Annotated in this window: 23 protein-coding genes; 20 read left to right on the forward strand and 3 right to left on the reverse strand. The window is 30.0% G+C overall.

The annotated features are described in order from the left end of the window. The first annotated feature begins 2 nt into the window (after positions 1 to 2). Together HN587_07345 and HN587_07350 are read left to right on the forward strand one after the other, a co-directional pair. Positions 3 to 590: a TIGR00296 family protein gene (locus HN587_07345; protein MBT7903651.1), complete on the forward strand. Its 588-nt coding sequence runs from the start codon at positions 3 to 5 to the stop codon at positions 588 to 590. Next, entirely contained in the window at positions 580 to 1,296 is a 717-nt protein-coding gene (locus HN587_07350; protein MBT7903652.1) for a transglutaminase domain-containing protein, read from the forward strand. The genes HN587_07345 and HN587_07350 overlap by 11 nt, the downstream gene beginning before the upstream one ends. 22 nt (positions 1,297 to 1,318) lie before the next feature. On the opposite strand, the gene HN587_07355 is transcribed toward HN587_07350, so the two are convergent. Further along, entirely contained in the window at positions 1,319 to 1,954 is a 636-nt protein-coding gene (locus tag HN587_07355; protein MBT7903653.1) for a hypothetical protein, read from the reverse strand. Positions 1,955 to 2,152: 198 nt separating this feature from the next. Between HN587_07355 and HN587_07360 the strand changes: the two genes are divergently transcribed. The 9 genes from HN587_07360 to HN587_07400 all read left to right on the forward strand — a co-directional run bounded on the left by HN587_07360 (position 2,153) and on the right by HN587_07400 (position 7,990). Then, complete coding sequence (locus HN587_07360) at positions 2,153 to 2,560, forward strand: DoxX family protein (protein ID MBT7903654.1); 408 nt, start codon at positions 2,153 to 2,155, stop codon at positions 2,558 to 2,560. 135 nt (positions 2,561 to 2,695) lie between these two features. Continuing rightward, on the forward strand, positions 2,696 to 3,277 hold the full coding sequence (locus HN587_07365; GenBank protein MBT7903655.1) for an NAD(P)H-dependent oxidoreductase: 582 nt from the start codon (positions 2,696 to 2,698) through the stop codon (positions 3,275 to 3,277). Between the two features lie 132 nt (positions 3,278 to 3,409). Then, positions 3,410 to 3,877: a hypothetical protein gene (locus HN587_07370; GenBank protein MBT7903656.1), complete on the forward strand. Its 468-nt coding sequence runs from the start codon at positions 3,410 to 3,412 to the stop codon at positions 3,875 to 3,877. Positions 3,878 to 4,073: 196 nt separating this feature from the next. Continuing rightward, the gene (locus tag HN587_07375) at positions 4,074 to 4,733 is read left to right on the forward strand and encodes a hypothetical protein (GenBank protein MBT7903657.1); all 660 of its coding nucleotides are present in this window, start codon (positions 4,074 to 4,076) and stop codon (positions 4,731 to 4,733) included. Between the two features lie 12 nt (positions 4,734 to 4,745). After that, positions 4,746 to 5,594 carry a 50S ribosomal protein L10 gene (locus tag HN587_07380; protein MBT7903658.1) on the forward strand — a complete coding sequence of 283 codons (849 nt, stop codon included), beginning with the start codon at positions 4,746 to 4,748 and terminating at the stop codon, positions 5,592 to 5,594. Between the two features lie 24 nt (positions 5,595 to 5,618). Then, positions 5,619 to 5,921 (forward strand): 50S ribosomal protein P1, encoded by a 303-nt coding sequence (rpl12p, locus tag HN587_07385; GenBank protein ID MBT7903659.1) that lies wholly within the window; start codon positions 5,619 to 5,621, stop codon positions 5,919 to 5,921. 97 nt (positions 5,922 to 6,018) lie between these two features. Then, the gene (locus HN587_07390; GenBank protein MBT7903660.1) at positions 6,019 to 6,972 is read left to right on the forward strand and encodes a hypothetical protein; all 954 of its coding nucleotides are present in this window, start codon (positions 6,019 to 6,021) and stop codon (positions 6,970 to 6,972) included. 100 nt (positions 6,973 to 7,072) lie between these two features. Next, entirely contained in the window at positions 7,073 to 7,276 is a 204-nt protein-coding gene (locus tag HN587_07395) for a hypothetical protein (protein MBT7903661.1), read from the forward strand. Positions 7,277 to 7,279: 3 nt separating this feature from the next. Next, on the forward strand, positions 7,280 to 7,990 hold the full coding sequence (locus HN587_07400) for a hypothetical protein (protein ID MBT7903662.1): 711 nt from the start codon (positions 7,280 to 7,282) through the stop codon (positions 7,988 to 7,990). A gap of 79 nt (positions 7,991 to 8,069) precedes the next feature. Here the strand turns inward: HN587_07400 and HN587_07405 are convergent, their stop codons facing one another. Continuing rightward, positions 8,070 to 9,161 (reverse strand): RNA 3'-terminal phosphate cyclase, encoded by a 1,092-nt coding sequence (locus tag HN587_07405; protein MBT7903663.1) that lies wholly within the window; start codon positions 9,159 to 9,161, stop codon positions 8,070 to 8,072. 271 nt (positions 9,162 to 9,432) lie between these two features. On the opposite strand from HN587_07405, the gene HN587_07410 reads away from it, so the two are divergent. Both HN587_07410 and HN587_07415 read left to right on the forward strand, forming a co-directional pair. After that, positions 9,433 to 9,684 (forward strand): hypothetical protein, encoded by a 252-nt coding sequence (locus tag HN587_07410; GenBank protein ID MBT7903664.1) that lies wholly within the window; start codon positions 9,433 to 9,435, stop codon positions 9,682 to 9,684. Between the two features lie 76 nt (positions 9,685 to 9,760). After that, positions 9,761 to 11,587, forward strand: coding sequence for a hypothetical protein (locus HN587_07415; GenBank protein MBT7903665.1), 1,827 nt, complete (start codon positions 9,761 to 9,763; stop codon positions 11,585 to 11,587). On the opposite strand, the gene HN587_07420 is transcribed toward HN587_07415, so the two are convergent. Then, a complete protein-coding gene (locus tag HN587_07420; GenBank protein ID MBT7903666.1) occupies positions 11,567 to 12,487 on the reverse strand; it encodes a hypothetical protein in 921 nt (306 codons plus the stop codon). The genes HN587_07415 and HN587_07420 overlap by 21 nt on opposite strands. A 163-nt stretch (positions 12,488 to 12,650) precedes the next feature. Here HN587_07420 and HN587_07425 point away from each other — a divergent pair, with 163 nt between their 5' ends. The 7 genes from HN587_07425 (at position 12,651) to HN587_07455 (ending at position 18,582) form a co-directional block, all read left to right on the forward strand. Beyond that, positions 12,651 to 13,274: a response regulator gene (locus HN587_07425; GenBank protein ID MBT7903667.1), complete on the forward strand. Its 624-nt coding sequence runs from the start codon at positions 12,651 to 12,653 to the stop codon at positions 13,272 to 13,274. A gap of 75 nt (positions 13,275 to 13,349) precedes the next feature. Then, positions 13,350 to 13,907 (forward strand): hypothetical protein, encoded by a 558-nt coding sequence (locus HN587_07430; protein ID MBT7903668.1) that lies wholly within the window; start codon positions 13,350 to 13,352, stop codon positions 13,905 to 13,907. Continuing rightward, positions 13,904 to 14,515 (forward strand): hypothetical protein, encoded by a 612-nt coding sequence (locus tag HN587_07435; GenBank protein ID MBT7903669.1) that lies wholly within the window; start codon positions 13,904 to 13,906, stop codon positions 14,513 to 14,515. The genes HN587_07430 and HN587_07435 overlap by 4 nt, the downstream gene beginning before the upstream one ends. Position 14,516: 1 nt before the next feature. Next, positions 14,517 to 16,157, forward strand: a complete 1,641-nt coding sequence (locus HN587_07440; GenBank protein MBT7903670.1) for a hypothetical protein — start codon at positions 14,517 to 14,519, stop codon at positions 16,155 to 16,157. Between the two features lie 98 nt (positions 16,158 to 16,255). After that, positions 16,256 to 16,777, forward strand: coding sequence for a gamma-glutamylcyclotransferase (locus HN587_07445; protein MBT7903671.1), 522 nt, complete (start codon positions 16,256 to 16,258; stop codon positions 16,775 to 16,777). Between the two features lies 1 nt (position 16,778). After that, on the forward strand, positions 16,779 to 17,669 hold the full coding sequence (locus tag HN587_07450) for a hypothetical protein (protein MBT7903672.1): 891 nt from the start codon (positions 16,779 to 16,781) through the stop codon (positions 17,667 to 17,669). A gap of 85 nt (positions 17,670 to 17,754) precedes the next feature. Then, positions 17,755 to 18,582 carry a KilA-N domain-containing protein gene (locus tag HN587_07455; protein MBT7903673.1) on the forward strand — a complete coding sequence of 276 codons (828 nt, stop codon included), beginning with the start codon at positions 17,755 to 17,757 and terminating at the stop codon, positions 18,580 to 18,582. Positions 18,583 to 18,585 lie beyond the last annotated feature (3 nt).

The raw sequence follows: 18,585 nt of genomic DNA on the forward strand, positions 1-18,585 counted from the left end.
AAATGCTTTCTAAAGCAGAGGGTCAAGAATTAATTAAATCTGCACGTTCTGCCATTTTTTTTGAATTAAATTCAACAGATCCTTATCTAAAAGTTTATGAAACTAAATTTGAAGAAAAACAAGGTCTTTTTGTAACATTAAATAAAAATAATGAGCTTCGCGGATGCATAGGTTTTCCACAACCAATTCTTCCTCTAAATCAAGCAATCATTGAAGCTGCAACTGCCGCAGCATTTGAAGATCCACGATTTCCCCCAGTAACAAAAGAAGAACTTGACAAAATTCAAATCGAACTTAGTGTTCTTAGCGTTCCAGAACTAATTAAAGTTAACAGTCCAGAAGAATATTTAGACAAAATAAATATTGGCATTGATGGATTAATTATTCACGCACAATTTACTTCAGGACTTTTACTTCCTCAAGTTTTTACAGAACATAATTGTTCTCCACTGCAAGCGTTACAAATGCTTTGTCAAAAAGCAGGGTTAGGAATCAATTCTTGGAAAGACCAATGGAATAAAGAAGAAGAGTCCATTCAAATTTTTAAATTTCAAGCTCAAATTTTTGAGGAAATACAAAATGAGTCCTGAAGAAATCCACAATCAAATTCGTGAAGATGCTAGAAAAGAAATTGAATTAGAAGACCACACACACAAAAAAGTTCATACTCGACTCAGTTATTTTTCTAAAATAATTATGGGTTTGCTTCTTGTTTTATTACTTATTTTAATGATTCTTCCATACTACAGCATAAAACTTAATCCAGAACCAAAAAATATTCCAAGTATTTCTGAAGTTACGCCTTCAAACATTCAAGAATTTGTCACCAATTCAACAATTTTTGCAGATAAAAAAAACATTTTTAAAAATTTTCAACCATCAAATCCCTTAATCAAACAAATTGCTAGTAAAGTAGTTAGTCAAAGTTGTCCGTCAGGAAATAAAATTTGCCAAGCAAAAGCAATTTATTATTTTGTTAGAGATAATATTAATTATGTTAGCGATCCTCAGTCAGAATATATTGAAGATCCATTAGAAGTTATTTACACAACCGGCGCAGATTGCGATGGAATGGCAGTACTCCTTGCATCACTCGAAGGCGCTATTGGAATTAATGCAGGTTTTGTTTTTATTCCCAATCATGTTTATGTTCAAATTTATCTTCCTGATGCTTCTTGGAAATATAAAGATTCGGATGGTTGGATTAATCTTGATGCTACTTGTAAAAATTGTGCATTCGGAGAAATTCCTGTTTCTTCTCAAAAATCAGATAAAGATTATTTTAAGAATATATAAAAAAAATCTATTTATTTTTTGTTTATTCATTAACACACACCACAAATCCATTTTTTCTAGGAGTCCCATTTATTGTTCCTGCTTTTATTGTTGCAGCAGTCGTAGGATTTGTTTTTTCAAGTGCTCTTAAATAACGCATATGCTCTATTGGCGATGGCCCAGTTCCATTTTGTAAAAAATACCAATCAATTCTAAAATCAGTTATATCAACATCTAATTTTCCAACAACAAATGAATCCACTTTTGCCCTAAATTCAGGCGTTTGCAAAAAAGTTTGATTAGTATCTTTATGTAGCCCTTCAGTCAAATAAAATGCAGCAATCTCGGAGGCTACAAATCCATAAAATGCAGAATCACTTAAACCAAGTGCTAGCAAGGGAGGAACTAATAAATCTAAAGTTACTAAATTAATCAACTTTTTATATTCAATAGACCCCGTTTCTAACTCATCACACACTAATTCAACTTCAGGCCTGTCAGGATCAACATAAAATGCTTCAAATATTTGCTCATCTGGAAGTTCAAAGCCCAATCTAACAATAGGAAATTTAAGTTTAGAATCTAAATCATGTGCAGATATGCTTGCAACTAAGTCTTCTAAATAGCCCATAGTTAAGTCTAGTTTACGATCATAAAAATCGATAATATCAACGCCCATTTCTACAAAAAATACCATCTTATTTAAAAAATTAAGTATTATACTTATTATATAGTAGAAACATACAATAAAATAAATTAAAATAAATTAAACTATTAAAAATAGGATAAAGCACCAATATCATTCTAAATAAAATAGCAACACCTATAAACGAACCTGGCCTCAATCAATCACAATCAATTTCTGGAGGAATTTAAAATGGAATGTGACAATTATCACAAATGTATAAATAATGCTAGCCCATACTTGTATTCATCATTTAGAATAATTATCGGTGTTTTGTTCTTTTTACACGGCGCAAAAAAACTATTCGGACTCGGTGGAGATCCTATTGGTGCAATCAACTTATTTTGGTTTGCAGGATTATTTGAAGTTATTGCAGGATTGTTTTTAGTTTTTGGATTTTTTTCTCGTATTGGAGGAGTTCTAGGAGCTGCAACAATGTTAGTCGCATATTTTATGGTCCACATAAAAAACGGATTACACCCATTTACGAATGGAGGAGAATTAGCTCTTGTTTTCTTTGCAACATTTTTAGTAATAATTGCGCAAGGTAATGGAATCTGGAGTTTAGAAAAAGCCATTTGGAAAAAAGAACATTGTTAAAAAAAAATAAAACAAAAGACTACTAATTCAAAAAAAAAACAGATTACAAAAAAATTACTGTTATAATAGCGACAAGTCAAACCAACAGGTTTAAATTATTTAATTTTTTATTATTTCTATTAGGAGGAAATCACCATGAAAACATTAATTATTTTCGCACACCCAAACACAAAGGGCCATTCTAAAACCATATTAACTGAAATTAAAAAATACTTCAAATCACACAAATTAGAGTATGAACTATTAGATCTTCACAAAATAAAATATGATCCAGTCCTGCACGAAGAAGAACACTACACTGCAGGAAACAGAAACATAACCAAACAAAATAAAGAATTCCAACAAAAAATTAGTGATTCAAACAATTTAATTTTTATCTATCCCATTTGGTGGGGCACAATGCCTGCAATCTTAAAAGGTTTCTTTGATAAAATTTTAACTCCAAGATTCGCATATGAGTACAAAAACAAAATTCCTACAGGCCTATTAAAAGGCAAACAAGCAACAATATTTATGACTACAGGCGCCAAACGTTGGATGACTAGAATATTTATGGGTGATCGATCAAAAAAACACATCGAATCAGACATTCTAAGATTTTGCGGAATTAAATCTAAAACTTACTATATAGATAATTGCACTAAATTAACAGAAGATCAAGAAAATAAAATCAAAACAATAGTTAAAAAAGGCCTAAATAAGCTATATAATACATAAAAAACACAAATTACTTGTTTTTTCTTTTATTTATTTTAAACCATTTATAAACTATACAACCACAATCTTTTTAATTAGTAGTACTATTGTTAAGTTTATACAAATTCAATCATAATATTGGGGGTTATAATTATGAAAGAACGAAGCAGCAAATCACGTTTAATTGAAATTATTGCATTATGTTGTTTAATGACAGTTTTATTGTTTGCCACAGGATGTAATGAAGCAGCAAAAGACACAGAGTCAACTCAACCAATTATTGCAGAACCAATGCAGACTCAAACTACAACAATTCAAGAATCTGTTGAAGTAATTACACCTGCAATTAAAGAAGTCTCAATGATTATTACTGAATCTAGATTTGATCCAGAAACAATTACTGTTAATCTTAATGATTTAGTAAGATTAAATGTTTATTCAAAAGCTAATGATACTATGAGTCTTGCAATAACCACATTTGATGTTGATGAATTAATAAATCCTGGCGAAGATTTAACAATCGAATTTAAAGCAGACAAAAAAGGAACATTTGAATTATATTGCAACCATGATTGTGGAAAAGCAACAGATGCTCTAAAAACTGAGATTATTGTTAATTAATAATTATTGATTAAATAAACCAAATAATAATCTAAATTTTTTACTTATTTTCTTAAATTACACTAAAATTTAAACATAGTTGCGCATTATACCAAAATATTTATAAATCATTATTTTTTCTTAAGAATTATTCGATATCACAGAAATCCCGTTAACTATTGTCTTCGTAGGCGAATAGGAGGGTGGAGTTGATCGTATGAATAAAGAAAACGTTAAACAAGCTTTAAAAAAGTTAAATGAAAGTTCTAAAAAGCGTAATTTCAAGCAGAGCCTTGATTTAGTCATAAATCTAAAAGGTTTAAATCTAAAAAAAACAGATAATCATGTTGATATGTTTGTTCCGCTTCATTTCTCAAAAGGTAAAACAGCTAAAATTTGTGCTTTAGTAGGTCCTGAATTAAAAGATAATGCTAAAGAACACTGCGATTTAGTAATTGCTGCTAAAGATTTTGGAGAATACCAAACAGATAAGAAAAAACTCAAAAAATTAGCTCAAAATTACGATATTTTTATTGCTCAAGCAAATATCATGCCAAAGGTTGCTCAAGTTTTTGGGAAAGTATTTGGTCCTAAACAAAAAATGCCAAATCCTAAAGCAGGATGTGTTGTTCCTCCTAATGCTAATGTATCTGCACTAGTAGAACGACTTAAAAAAACTGTTAGACTAAAAGCAAAAACTGCTTTAAACATTCAAACAATTATTGGTAATCAAGATCAAAAAGAAGAAGAGATCATTGATAATATAATTACAGCTTACAACGCACTTGTTCATGGACTTCCTCAGGAAGAGAACAATATCAAAAACGTGTTAGTGAAGTACTGCATGTCAAAAACTGTTATAGTTCCACATAGATAAGGTTAATAGAAAATGGCATACGTAAGCGAACAAAAAAAAGAAACAGTGAAAGAGTTAGTTGAACTTATCAAAACTTATCCTATTATTGGAGCTCTTAACATGTCCGATCTTCCAGCAAGACAAATCCAAAAAATGCGTGAAAATCTTCGTGGTCAAGTTGTTATTAAAATGACTAAACGAAGACTCATGAAAATTGCATTTGAACAAGCTGAAAAAGATAAAAAAGGCATTTCAAAGTTAAATGAAAAACTTATAGGGATGCCCGCACTTTTATTTACTAAAGATAATCCATTTGCAATTTTTAAAACTCTTAATAAAAATAAATCATCCGCACCTGCAAAAGCAGGTCAAATTGCACCTAAAGATATTATTATTCCCGCAGGACCTACAAGTTTTGCACCTGGCCCAATTATTGGTCAACTTGGTGCGTTAGGAATTCCAACTGGAGTTGAAAATGGAAAAGTTGCCGTTAAAAAAGATGCAACAGTTGCAAAAGAAGGAGATAAAATCAAAAGTGAACTTGCAGGAATCTTAACAAGATTAGGTATCGAACCTATGGAAATTGGTTTAGCACTTACTGCAGTTTATGAAGATGGAATGATTTATGATAAAAACGTCTTAAATATCGATGAAGATGAATATATCAACAATATAACTCAATGTCATACTTGGGCTTTCAATTTATGTATGGAAGCTGGAATATTTAATAAAGAAACAATTGGTCTTATGCTTACTAATGGAGCTTCAGACGCTAGAGCATTGTCTATCGGTCAAGGAATTATGACTAAAGATACTGCTCAAGACATTCTTGCGAAAGCAGAACGTCAAGCAAATAGTTTGAAGAGTCAAATTAAAGTTTAATGATCCTTACGGAGGTTTTACAAAATGGAATACGTATACGCAGCAATGTTAATACATAAAGCAGGCGGAAAAGTTGAAGAAGCAACTTTGAAAAAAGTTTTAGAAGCAGCTAATGTAACCGTTGATGAAGCTAGAGTTAAAGCAGTAGTTGCAGCTCTTGACGGTGTGGATATTAATGAAGCTATTGAAAAAGCAGCTATCGTTGCAGCTCCGGCAGCAGCACCAGCAGCAGACGCTTCAGCAAGTGCACCTAAAGAAGAAGCAAAAAAAGAAAAGGAAGAACCTAAAGAAGAAGCAGCTGCAGGACTTGGCGCTTTATTTGGTTAAATCTAATAATTAGCTTTAAATTTTTTTTATTTTCAAAATTTTTAAATAATTTATATGGGTGTTTTTAAACGCCTCACTACAAAGTTAAGTGTAAAAAATGGGAAACGAAGAAGATAAAAGTAAACTAATTGAAGACGTTAGCAAACAAAAAGCTGAAGTTAGTGAAGTAAAGACCGAGTTAAATCAACTTAATGAAGAAAAAGAATCTTGGTTTTCTAAAAAAAGAGATTTATCTTCTAAAATTCTTGATATTTCTAAAAAAATTAAAGAACTAAGAAATAAAAGAAACAATTTAACTAAGTATGTTCGTGAATCGAAAGAAAAACGAAGAGAATTGAATTCTAGTTTACAATCAAAGCGAGATGAAATTAAAAAACTTGCTAAAGATAAAAAAGACGCTCAGAAAAAATTAGGTTTAAAAGAAGATCCTTCAAAATTAAAAAAAGAAATTGAAGGTCTTGAATTTAAAGTAGAAACTGAGGGTATGCCTTTTTCTAAAGAGCAAAAAGTTATGAAACTTATCTCTGAAAAGAAAAAAATATTAAAACAATTTACTCAAATTTCAGGAGTATTTAATCAAATTCATGAATTCGGCAAAGATTTAGATAAGACTAAAACTAAAGCTGATGAAACTCATAGAAAAATTCAACAAAAAGCTGAAGAAAGTCAAAAGTATCATGAAGAACTTATTGAATTATTCAAAGAACTTGATGAATTAAAAATTAAAGAACAAGACGCTTTGAAAAAATTTGTTGACGCTAAAAATAGATATAATGAAATTGCATCTAAATTTAAAGGTAAAATTAGCGGTATGCGAGAAGCTTCAGGCAAAATGTATGAAATGAAAACTAAAGAAAGAGCTAAGAAAAAAGCTTCAGATGCAAAAAAACTTGAAATTAGCGAAAAAACTGTTGAAGAAAAAATTAAAAAGCGACAAAAACTTACTACAGAAGATTTACTTGTTTTCCAAGCATCAAGTATTAAAGAACCAAAACCAGTTAAAAAAACAGTGTCTAAATCTAACTCAGAAGAAAAAACATCTAAAGAGTAGATTTAACAACACAATTCTTAATTCTATTAAAAATATACCAAACTTTTAAAAAAGTCAATCATTAATAACCAATAATATACTATTTTTATGAGGTTAAAAAATGAACAAAACTATTGTTTTATTAATTTCTGCACTTGTTTTAGTACTAATTTTTGTTACAGGCTGTAGTGAACCTTCTTTTTGCGGCAACAATATAGTCGAGAAAGGAGAAACTTGTGAAAAAAACGAATGTAGTTCTAATGAATTTTGCAACAATTGTCAATGCACGCCAATTCCTGCAGTACCAGGATTTCCAGAGGAATAAAAAATGAAAAAAATAATATTTTTACTACTTACTTTAACTATCCTATTAGCAACTATCGTTAGTTCGTATGAATTAGTTCAAGTTAAACCAAATAAATTTGCAACTGAATCTTTTCCTTACAATAAAATTTCAGTTGAGTATCAAAAAGGATGGAATTTAATTCCTGCATCAACGCTGCATTATAGTTTTTATGATGGAGAAGATTATAATAATTATGATTCAGTTCAACAATGGAGAAAATCTTGGAAATATATTTATCTTCCAATAACTAAATCATATATTGGAGTAAAAGATAACTCAGAATTTGTAGGTGTTAATTCTATGGAAGAAGCAGGTCAATTATTAAAATCTAATTATGAAAATAGAATGACCTTAAGTCTAGCTGCTCAATGGATTTTTTTTACTGAAAATACAAAACTTAATTATTATACTTCGCCTAATGCAGATTTAAAATCGGGAGGAGAATATGCTCAATATGAAAAAGGTTGGAATTTTTTAGTAATCCCAATAGAATTATCTGAAGGAGATATTGGTTTAGAAGATTGTGAATTTTCAAAAATTTATCAGTGGGTCAGTTCAACTCAGAGTTGGCAAACATCATCAACAAACCAAATGCTTTCAAAAATCGGAAAAGGATTTGCAGTTTATGTTAAAAATGATTGTGCACTGGGTTCGGGTTTAAATCCAGGAACTCCACCATCTTTTCCAAACTAAACATATAATTAAGTAGAATTTATCAAATAAAATTTTTTATTTTTTTATTATATTTTTAACAGAAGTTAATTAATAAAAATTATTCTATTTTCATTATTTCTTTTTTAACTTCAATAATTCTTTTTTCTTCATCAATTTCAAACTTAACATCTAAGAATTTTTCACAAACATAAATATTTGATCTAGTATGATTTGTTATTTCACTACAATTTATTTTTCCACCAAATACGCCAAGAAATGGAATTAAATTATCTGCTAAATAACTATCAACCGAAGATCCGGATTTAATATTTTTATCTATTTCTTTGGCAGCGTTTTCTCCTACTTCTTCAGCACGAATTCCTTTCTTACCAAGAGCTGATCCTCCAAGTCGAATAGGATTAATAACATCAACATCATCATCACATTTAGAAAATACTGCCCACAAAGTAATTCCACTTCCAGGACTTAATGTTTTTCTATATTCTGAACGTATAGTTATTGGACAATGATATTTTTTAGATAAAAATGAATGTGCCGCCCTTGCTTGTCTTTCTGCAACTTGAGCATTGGATAATTCTTGAGATGCATGACTAATTCCTTTTATTTGCATAATAATTCCTTGAGCCTCACAAATCAATTGTGGTGCTTCTTTTAATTTTTCTAAATCAAACTCGTATTTTCCTTTAATTTTTAATTCAATTTCCCCATTTCCTTTTGGAAAATATCCTCTATTAATTAATTTACATTCAATATCTGCATATTTTTTTAAGTGAGGTAATACTAATTGATTAAAATAATCATAAGGCATACTCCAGTTAACATCAGTCCCACCAGTAAGTTTTAATTTAACTTTTCCACCTGATAATATTGAAGGTAACAGTATTGATTGAAGAAGTAAGGTCATAGCACCAGCTGTTCCAATATCTTCAGTAATTGTAATTGGTACTTTTATTTTACCAGGTTTAAATGTTAATGATTCCACTCCAAGTTCACAGGAATCAATTTTAGCAGAACATAGTTTTTGCAATGCATGTATACAATGCAAGTGTTGTGCTTTAAGACCGGGTTTTTTTCTTCCAGCACGTATGTTATTAGCACTAAATTCTTTGCCTGTAAGCGCAGATAATGCGAGTGCCGTTCGAATTATTTGCCCTCCTCCTTCTAAATGATTCCCGTCAATTTGTATCATACAATATAAAGAAAAATTCATAATTTAAAAATTATCCGGGTTTTAACCTAAAATATTTCATCAAAAAGTCAAAAAAAGCTACAAATACTCAAAAAGTAATTCAAAGCACAAAAAATGCTCAAAAATCAATAAAACATAGCTCTAAAGTATCTTAAAGTGTTAAAAAGTGTTTTAAAGTCTTTAAATTTATTCTAAATAAGTTTGTTTTTAAACAAAATTCAATTTATTAGTTTTAGAGGTGAAGATAATAATAAACCCAAAAGGTGATAATATGACTTCAATTGCAAATTTAGCACAAACATTATCTATTGATGATTTACTTAATGCAAGTCCAATAGCAACTCAACCTGCAACTTATGTAATTTACAAACCAGCAGTTATTGAAACTCCAAATCTTGCGCAAACAAAATTAGAAAAAGCTTGGTTTAAAGAAGGAGAAAAAATGAGCACTGCAAAATATTGGAAACAATTATTAAAACGAGATCCAAATAGATACCAAAATTTAATTTATGATATGGACTAATGAAAGACATAAAGTGACCACTTAAGAGTGACAAAGAACCGAAAACTTTATATATCAGTAAAATCCATCAAAACACATGTCACTTGATGATATTTTATTAGGAATTATGCAATCTAAAGAAGGTTCAATCCTAATAGTTGATGATTTCTGCGATTTTAATCTTTTTGGAGATATAGCTTATGATCACGTTCCAAACGAAGAAGAAATCGAAAAATTTGCAAGAGAAAAATTAGGAATCGATCCACTATCAATGGATTCCAATAGCAAAGGAAACACAATTTTCATAAGAGATTTTACTCATGATCAGATCCACCAAGAAAATTCAACATATAAAACATACAAACAAATCAATCCAAATCCAGATGTTATCCTAGTTAATGCAAATCAACAAACATTTGTGAATTTAGCAGATTTACTTAAATCAATTTCAACATTTAAAAAACTTGAAAAAGAATTTCCAGAAAGCGAAGTAATTTTATATTTCCCAAATTATGAACATGAGGCCCTTAACAACACAATAAAACACGTAACAAAAACATTAGGCTTTGACTTAGATGAAATGAATGTGAAATATTTTAGTCAAAAAACATATCCAACTCTAATGCACATGCTTTGCTACGAAATAACAGGAACTATGCATGGAAGACACGGACGCGAATCATTATCAGCATTACAACACGAATATAAAAATCAAATGTGGGACAACTATGTGAACTTCATAGATACATCATTAAATAATGGAAATCAACAAACCCATATGCCTTATCAATTTCTAATTTTAAGTGATCGTGAAAAAATTCTCCTAGGAGAATACCAACCAAACAATCGCAAAGTAACAGTCGCAGCATTAGACGAAGAAGTCAATCAAGATTTGTTAGATAAATGTGCTGCAATTTTTGTAGATAATTCTTGGGAACCAAATCATCCCACTGCAATGGGAAACGGAATAGAACGATTAAGAAAACTGCGAACACAATTAAGAGATAGACAAGTTCCAATTATTTATCAAACAGGTCATCCACTTAGCAAATTTAGTGAACAAGAAAAACAAGAACTTAAGGATCTTGGAGCAATTCTCGCAACAAAAGATTTATTTCCAAAAGTTTGTAGAGGACAAACTAGCGCACAAAAAGAAAGTAACATAGGCGAATTAGTTAAACACAACTCCCAATTAAAAAAATATGTTTCTCAAGTTTATGATTTTAATAATGGCAATTTATTAGGCGAAAACGAAACTTTCGTAGTTTGCTCAAAAATTGTTGATGAAACAAAAGAACCAAATCAAGATAAATTAGAATTATTTAAAAAATTAGGAATAACTGACGGAATTTTTTCTCACAGAATGTATGTCCTATCAATGCTGCATACAGAATTAAAAACAGAGGTAAATAATCCAACATTTAAACCAACAGTGAAACAATTTTTTTCATATGACAGAATTAAAGAAGAATTAGGCGACCTAGTCGAACCATTCGAAAAAGTCTACACAAACATAACAAAAAACAAAGCGCATTACGAAAAAAGAACCATCACACATAATGATGCCAAAGAAGATAATTGGTTTGCATCCCAAGTTTTAGGAGATTTTTCAGGAGCAGCGCCAGGACCAGAATACAAAGACTTAGCTAGATCAATGTTAGATGAAGAAGACGAATTTACTTTTGCAACAGACATATCAAAAGTAGATGAACAAATAAATAATTACTTTAAATTAAGAACTCATGCAGATTCAGAATTCACCCTAAACAGCACCACATTTAGAAGACGAGTTCATGAAGCTATGTTAACTGAAAGTTTAAGACTAGCATGCTTTATGAAAAAAGATTATAAAAAACGAGAAAAAGTAGAAGGTTATCTAAAAGTAGCTAAAACATATCATGAATCACTCCAACAAAATTCCTAACATAGGAGATGTTGTTAAATAAATTAATCGGGATAATTCTCCAAAATAATATAATACAATTGTTCCTTCACCTTTAGATTTTTTAAGCAAAGAATACACTTCACCATAAAGCACCTTACGACAAGAATTATTAACTTTTTCTAAACCACTCAAATCTTTCTTAAAAAATGAAGAATATAATAAATCAAATTCTGATTCTAACTTATTAAAAAGTTTTAAACTTTCTTTAGAAATAACCAGACTTTTTTGTTTAGCCAAAAATTTACATAAATGTTTTAAACTACTTTGAATCAAAATTAAATAAGTATAAACTCCCCAATGAAAATTTATTCTTTCTTCAGTAAATTTCTTTTTTGAAATATTTCGCCTACAAAAATTATTGTACTGCCCAACTTTTGAAGTTAATTTCTCAACTCGCTTCAAATTATTAACTTGTCCCTCTGCCAAATCTAATTTTACTAATTCAAATGTTTCTTTTATCAACAAAAACATTCTTCTAACTAAAGTTTCTTGTTTTTTTCCACTCGGTTCTGCAACATTTTCAAGAATCAAATAATCAGTACCTTTCCCAGTAATTTCCACCCCCAATAAAAATTCTTCAACAGAAGTTTCAACATATTCAATTTGTTCTTTATTTACTCCCACCAATTTAATTTTATCATAACCCAACCTATACAAATCACTTAATTGAGTTCGTATAATTTTTTTCTCACTTGATTTAAGATCAATTGTAATTTCTTTTTTATCCAAAATAGTTTCAGCAGAAAATAACAATCCCTCGCCAACTTCGAGAATATCTATTTCATTACCTGGCTTAAGGTTTTTCAAATCTATCCATTTTTTAGGTAGATACACAGTCATTCCCCCTCCACCACCTTGTTTTATGAGTTTACGCTTCATAATTCTTTACTTAGAGCTCTTCTTATTTAAATTTTACGTTTTTCATATCCCGAATATGATTAATATGAGAAAGATATTAATACCTAAATTTTTTACTATATAGTAACAATAAACCTTGTGTTGAGGTTGAATTAGTATTTAAAATTATGTTGGAGGAATTAACATGACAAAATTAGAAATCTTAGTTATTGATGATAAATTAGAGAATCGTGAATCTGCAAAACAATTACTTGCAGAACATAATGTTGATGTCGCAAGCAATTTAGTTGAAGCATTGACTTTAATGGGACATAAAGTAAATTATGAATCAGACATTGAACCCAAAAAATATGATGTTGTTTTGACAGATATGATGTTTCCAATGGGTGGAAGAAGATCACAAGATATTGTAAACATGAGTCAAGAAGGAGAATGGCAAAGACATGAAGACCAACCTTTAGGATATTCAGTGGTTCTTTTTGCAGCAAAACAAGGAATAGCTTATGCAGCAGTTCTTACAGGAATGAATCATCACACAGGACCAATATCTGCAACTTTTGATTTATTCTATGATCGAGACAATGAGCATCAACGACAAGAGTTCACAATTAATGGAACTAAATGCATCATGTTTGATGAAAGAGATCACTCTTCTATTTACACACTTACAGATGGAACTCTAACAGACCAAAGCCCATACAGAGTTTCAGAAGATCAAAGATCTCAATATGTGCAAGAAGGAAAACATGGTTTCAAAACTGCAAAAAATTGGAAAGCAGTTCTTGATGCATTAAATGTTGAGAAATAATTTTTCAAATTTTTTTATAAATTTTTTTGTAATTTTTTTATAATTTTTTTAAAATTTTTATTGGAGGGCGTAAAAATGAATGAAACAGATGGAGACAAAAAAAGAATTATTGTAGGACTATTTAGTCCATATTTATATGAGAACATGTCTGAGCGTTTTGATAGCAAATATATCACAATGCAAAAAGAAAAGTTCGGATACGAATCAGAAAATCTTAATGGAACAAAAACTCTTTCAACAGACAAATTTATTGTTAGACTTGATCGTCAGGGAGATCACGAATCTAGAGGGCCAGATGATCTTACACTAGGAATAATTGGATCTACTGATGCTGCAGAAGATGATGTGAGAAGTTGGAAAGGTTCAGGATTAGTAGTTGCTAGATTTAGTATTTTTTATGGCAACCCAAGTCAATATACAGGAAACTATCCTGAAGAATCAGGTTATTCACTAGACTTTCCAAAAGATATTGCAACTGTAAGAGAATTTTTACATGATGATTCAGTGCTAGATGCTTTAGTTGCTAGAGAAGAATCACAAATTAGAAGCGCAATTGAATCATTTAATTCAGGCGTTGCAAATCCAGTATTAGTTACTGATTATTTACACTATGCTTTGAGGTGTAGAAAATGAGTTATAACAAAGACAACTCAACAAATCAAACTCCTATTGATGACTTAATAAACGCAATGTATAGCTCAACAGGATTTTTAAAACCAGGAGAAAAAATTGATCCGTTTGCAGCAACTATGATTGATAAGGGTGGGATAAGATCTTTATTCAATCCAGGAGTCAGTTACCAAGATTTTAGAGATGGAAGAATATCAAAATCAATTTTGATTGTAAATAGTGCTTCTGAAGTTAGAAATAGATTACGAAAATCATTAGATGGAACAGTGTTTACAGTTCATGCTGCTGCAAACTATCAAGATGCATTAAAAATTATTGAATCGCATCCTGGGTTTAGGTATGCAGTTATTGATAATATGCTTCCAGTTTCTAGAGGAGCACAACCAGAACCATTTGCAGATGTTTTGTATGACAAAATTACAGAAAAATCTTCTGAGGCTAGAGTTTTTGTTGTTGGTGAAAATGTCGAACAATTAACTAGAGATTATATCCAAAGAATGCCAATTGATTCAACGTCAACTAGAGACATTTGGAAAACCCTGATCAAAGATTCTGAAACATATGTTCGACCAAAAGACAATGACGCAGAACCTAAAAATAATGGCGAATAAAATGAAAATAATAATTACTTCAGACACTCATAAAGAAAGAGAACAAATTGAAATGGTTAAACAATATGCTATTGATAATGGCATTAAAACCATTGTTGATTGTGGAGATCTCCACGGAGAAATTGATGCATTCGCAGGAATTAATCTTCATTCTGTTTTTTGGGATGAAGCTTCTGGCGGAATGGATCGATGGGAATTTTCAAGCGAAATGAGATCAATTGATGCTACAATGCATGAAAATGGAAGTACTTTTGTTTTAGATAATACTGCAATTTATATTAGACACAACTTAGCAGATTATGAATCTCAAATTCCTCAAATAAGATTTAATCAAGCAAAAACTGCGCTGGATGATCTCGTGACAAGAGAAGAACAGGATCTAAAAAAATTAGTTTTATTTGGGCACACCCACAAGTTTCATTTACATAAAGATGAAAATGTATTGGCATTAAATCCAGGATCACTAGGATTATCTGAACCTAATGCATTTATTGTTTTTGATACAGAAACAAGAGAAGTTGAATACAGAACTAAAGACACAACAATACTCAAAATTAATGATTACGAAAACACAGACGTAGTACAAATAAGAGATTTGATAGTAAATGATAATGGAAGTATCAATAGTTATATTGCAAGATCTAATGATGACCAAGAAAGATTAGTTTTTCAAGAAACAAATTCACCCAAGTATAAACGAATCAATCATGTGCACGCAATTATTGATGATTATGATACTCCAAGAACTCTTGAAGAAAAAGCATTAGGTGTAACAAAAAACAATGGAAAAGAAGTAGTTGTTTTTGAAGGTAAAGAAACTGCAGAATATGATTCAATTATAAAAATTACTGATGTGCATGATGCAATAACTAAAAAAAGAACTGTTATGTTTTTAGCAGAAAAGAATGGTCAACAAGTATGGGCAACTCTGAATGGAAAAGAAACAAATGCTTATGGACTGTTTGATGAAACTCCCAAATTATTTGATGGTGAAGTATTTTATATTGCAAAGCGAGAAAAAGAAGATGACAACGTCAATCACACACGAAATAGAAAAGAACAACCAAGTATTTTAGTTAGAGGATGGAGTGATGAATCAACCGAATTAATGGAGTATAAAATAATTAATTTAAACAAACTAACTGTAACAAATTCAGATATTGCAATAGTTGCAGGAAATAGTTGGGATTCATCTTGCGTCAACCATAATGGTCAAGAAACAGAAACATATGATTCAATTAGAGATGTTACTTTTTTAGACAATAAACTAGCATTTGTAGCTCGAAACGGAGATGAAGAATTTGTTGTTTATGATGGCTGCGAACAAGATCATTACCAAACACCAAGTAAATGGGATCGAGCGATTAGCAATATTACATTAGTTGATGGAAAACTTACTTACAGCATTATTGAAAACAATGAAGAAAGAGTTATTTGTGATGGTGAGATGGTTGCAGGTCCTTTTCCTAAAACAGATTATTATGCACCAATCAAAAAATTAGATGAGTTGGATGGAGAATTAATTTGTTTAACAAAGAATAATGGAGTCGTGCAAATTCACTACAAAGGTCAAACAATTTCATTTGACAAAGATAGCTACAAATCACACAGAGAACAACTAGAAGTAATGTTTGCGAATTGAATTAAATCTAAAATTTTTTATTTTGTTTTTACTTTTTATTAATTATTTCTAAGTTATAACCAGAAATTTTATTAATAAAAACTAATTTAATCAAATTTATGAACTACAAAGTAATTGGATATGGAAGCTTAATCAGTCACGAATCATTAAAAAAAACTATTTCGGACAAATGTTTTACACCAGTAATTATTAAAGGGTATAAACGAATTTTTAATTTAGCAGTTAAAAGCGATCAAGGACCTAATGTTCTTAATTTGGCTAAATCAAAAGATCATGAGTTTAATGGAGTTTTATTTGAATTAGATGATTCCGAATTAAATGCACTTAAACGCAGAGAGTACCATTATAATTTAGAAGAAACAAAAGCTTATGATTTTACAACTAAAAAATTACTTGGCATGAGTTTAGTAGTTATTGATTATTATGTGTGCATAGATCATTTGCATCGTTGTCCTAACAAACCATATTTTATTTTATGTCGTGAAGCAGCATATGAAATTAGCGAAAAGTTTGGTAAATTTTGGGATGAAACAACCTACACATCGGGAAATGAAAAAATATCTGATTGGATTAAAAAAAATCCTAATTATGATACAATAAAAAAAGAAAAAAAGAATTAAAATGCTTGAATTCCTCGACTCAAATAAACAAGAAATTCTTTCAAACTATCCTTTTACTAAAAAATATTTACAAGGTAAACTAAGTTCTAATGTATTCTTAGATGATGTTTTTGCATTTCGAAATGAGTTAGAGGGCAAAGGATTCACCCCTGAAGATTTTAAAAAAATTCATGAAGAAGTTTCCAAAGTAAAACCTAAAAAACGAAGTTGGTTAACTAAGTTACTTGAATTTTTATTTCCCCCATTAATTACTAAACAACTAATGAATAGGATAAGACAAGATGTGCACACACCACAAGCAGTAATTAAACATCCTAGAACAAAATTAAGTATTGTAGAAGCTCAAAAAATACAAAATGATTATCACACTCTAGCAGAAACTCTTCATAAAAGTCCTTGGATGAAAAAAATAACTATTGAACAAATTCAAACTTGGTCTTCTCAATTTTATTGGACTGCTTTTGACAATGCAGAAAAAGAATTAAAAACGAGTCCCACAAAAAAAGTACACAAAATTGTTGCGTTGCATTTATTCAGAGAATTAGAAGGAAATAAAGATCCTAAAAATACAATTAAATGGATGGCATTTAATTTTGGTCAAGCAGGAGGTAGAGTAAAAAAAGCTCATCCTGGAATGGTTTCTGAATACATTCGTCGTTTTGAAAGAGGAGATTACTTAATAAAAGGTTTTGATAAATTACTTCATTTTATGACTAGTGCAGCAATCACCATTTATTATGGCCCTAAAAGAGCTTGGAGCGTTGGAGTATTTAGAGAAGCATTAGGAATCATAAAATGGATAAAACCTGAGAATTTTCACGACACAATTCACGACCACAAAGCAAATCAAGATGGAATTGAATTTGCAAAAAGTTTTCTAAAAAACAAATAACTAATAAACCCTAGTTTAGAAAAACTCACTGGACATTGGACTTCTACGCGTAGCACTTATAATTAATATTCAATTTATTAAATATATGAAAAAAACAATTAATGTTAAAGGAAAAGAAATTAAAATTTTTAGTCAAAAAGAAGACGAATACATTTCTTTAACAGATATTGCAAGATATAAAAACCCAAAAAGAACAGATTACTTAATTTCGAACTGGATTAGAAATAGAGAAACGATTGAATATTTAGGTCTGTGGGAAAAACTTAATAATCCTCAATTCAATCCCATCGAATTCAATGGGTTTAGAATCAAGTCAGGATTAAACAGTTTTATACTATCATCCAAACAATGGATTAAAAAAACTGGAGCCATAGGGATAATATCCAAAAGTGGCAGATATGGCGGAACCTTTGCCCATAAAGATATAGCATTCGAATTTGCTACTTGGATTTCTATCAAATTTAAACTTTATTTAATAAAAGAGTATCAAAGATTAAAAATTGAAGAAAATGAAAAATTAAAGTTAGGATGGAATGTTAAACGTGAATTAGTTAAAATTAATTATGCAATCCACACAAATGCAATCAAAGAGAATTTAATACCTCCTGAGATTTCTTCAAAAGAAGCAAAAATCGTATATGCTTCAGAGGCAGATATTTTAAACAAAGCATTGTTTGGTAAAACTGCAAAAGAATGGTCAAAACAAAATCAGATTCATAAAGGAAATATAAGAGATTATGCAAACATCACTCAATTAGTTATTTTAGCCAATTTAGAATCCTTAAATTCAGAGTTTATCAAACAAAAAATTTCTCAATCAAATCGATTAATTAAGCTAAACCAAATAGCAATTTATCAAACAAAAATTTTAATAAATACTTATCAAATAAAAAAACTAGAAAACAAAGGGTGATAA

Source organism: Candidatus Woesearchaeota archaeon, from assembly GCA_018675335.1.
Taxonomy (GTDB): Archaea; Nanobdellota; Nanobdellia; order Woesearchaeales; family UBA11576; genus JABJCP01.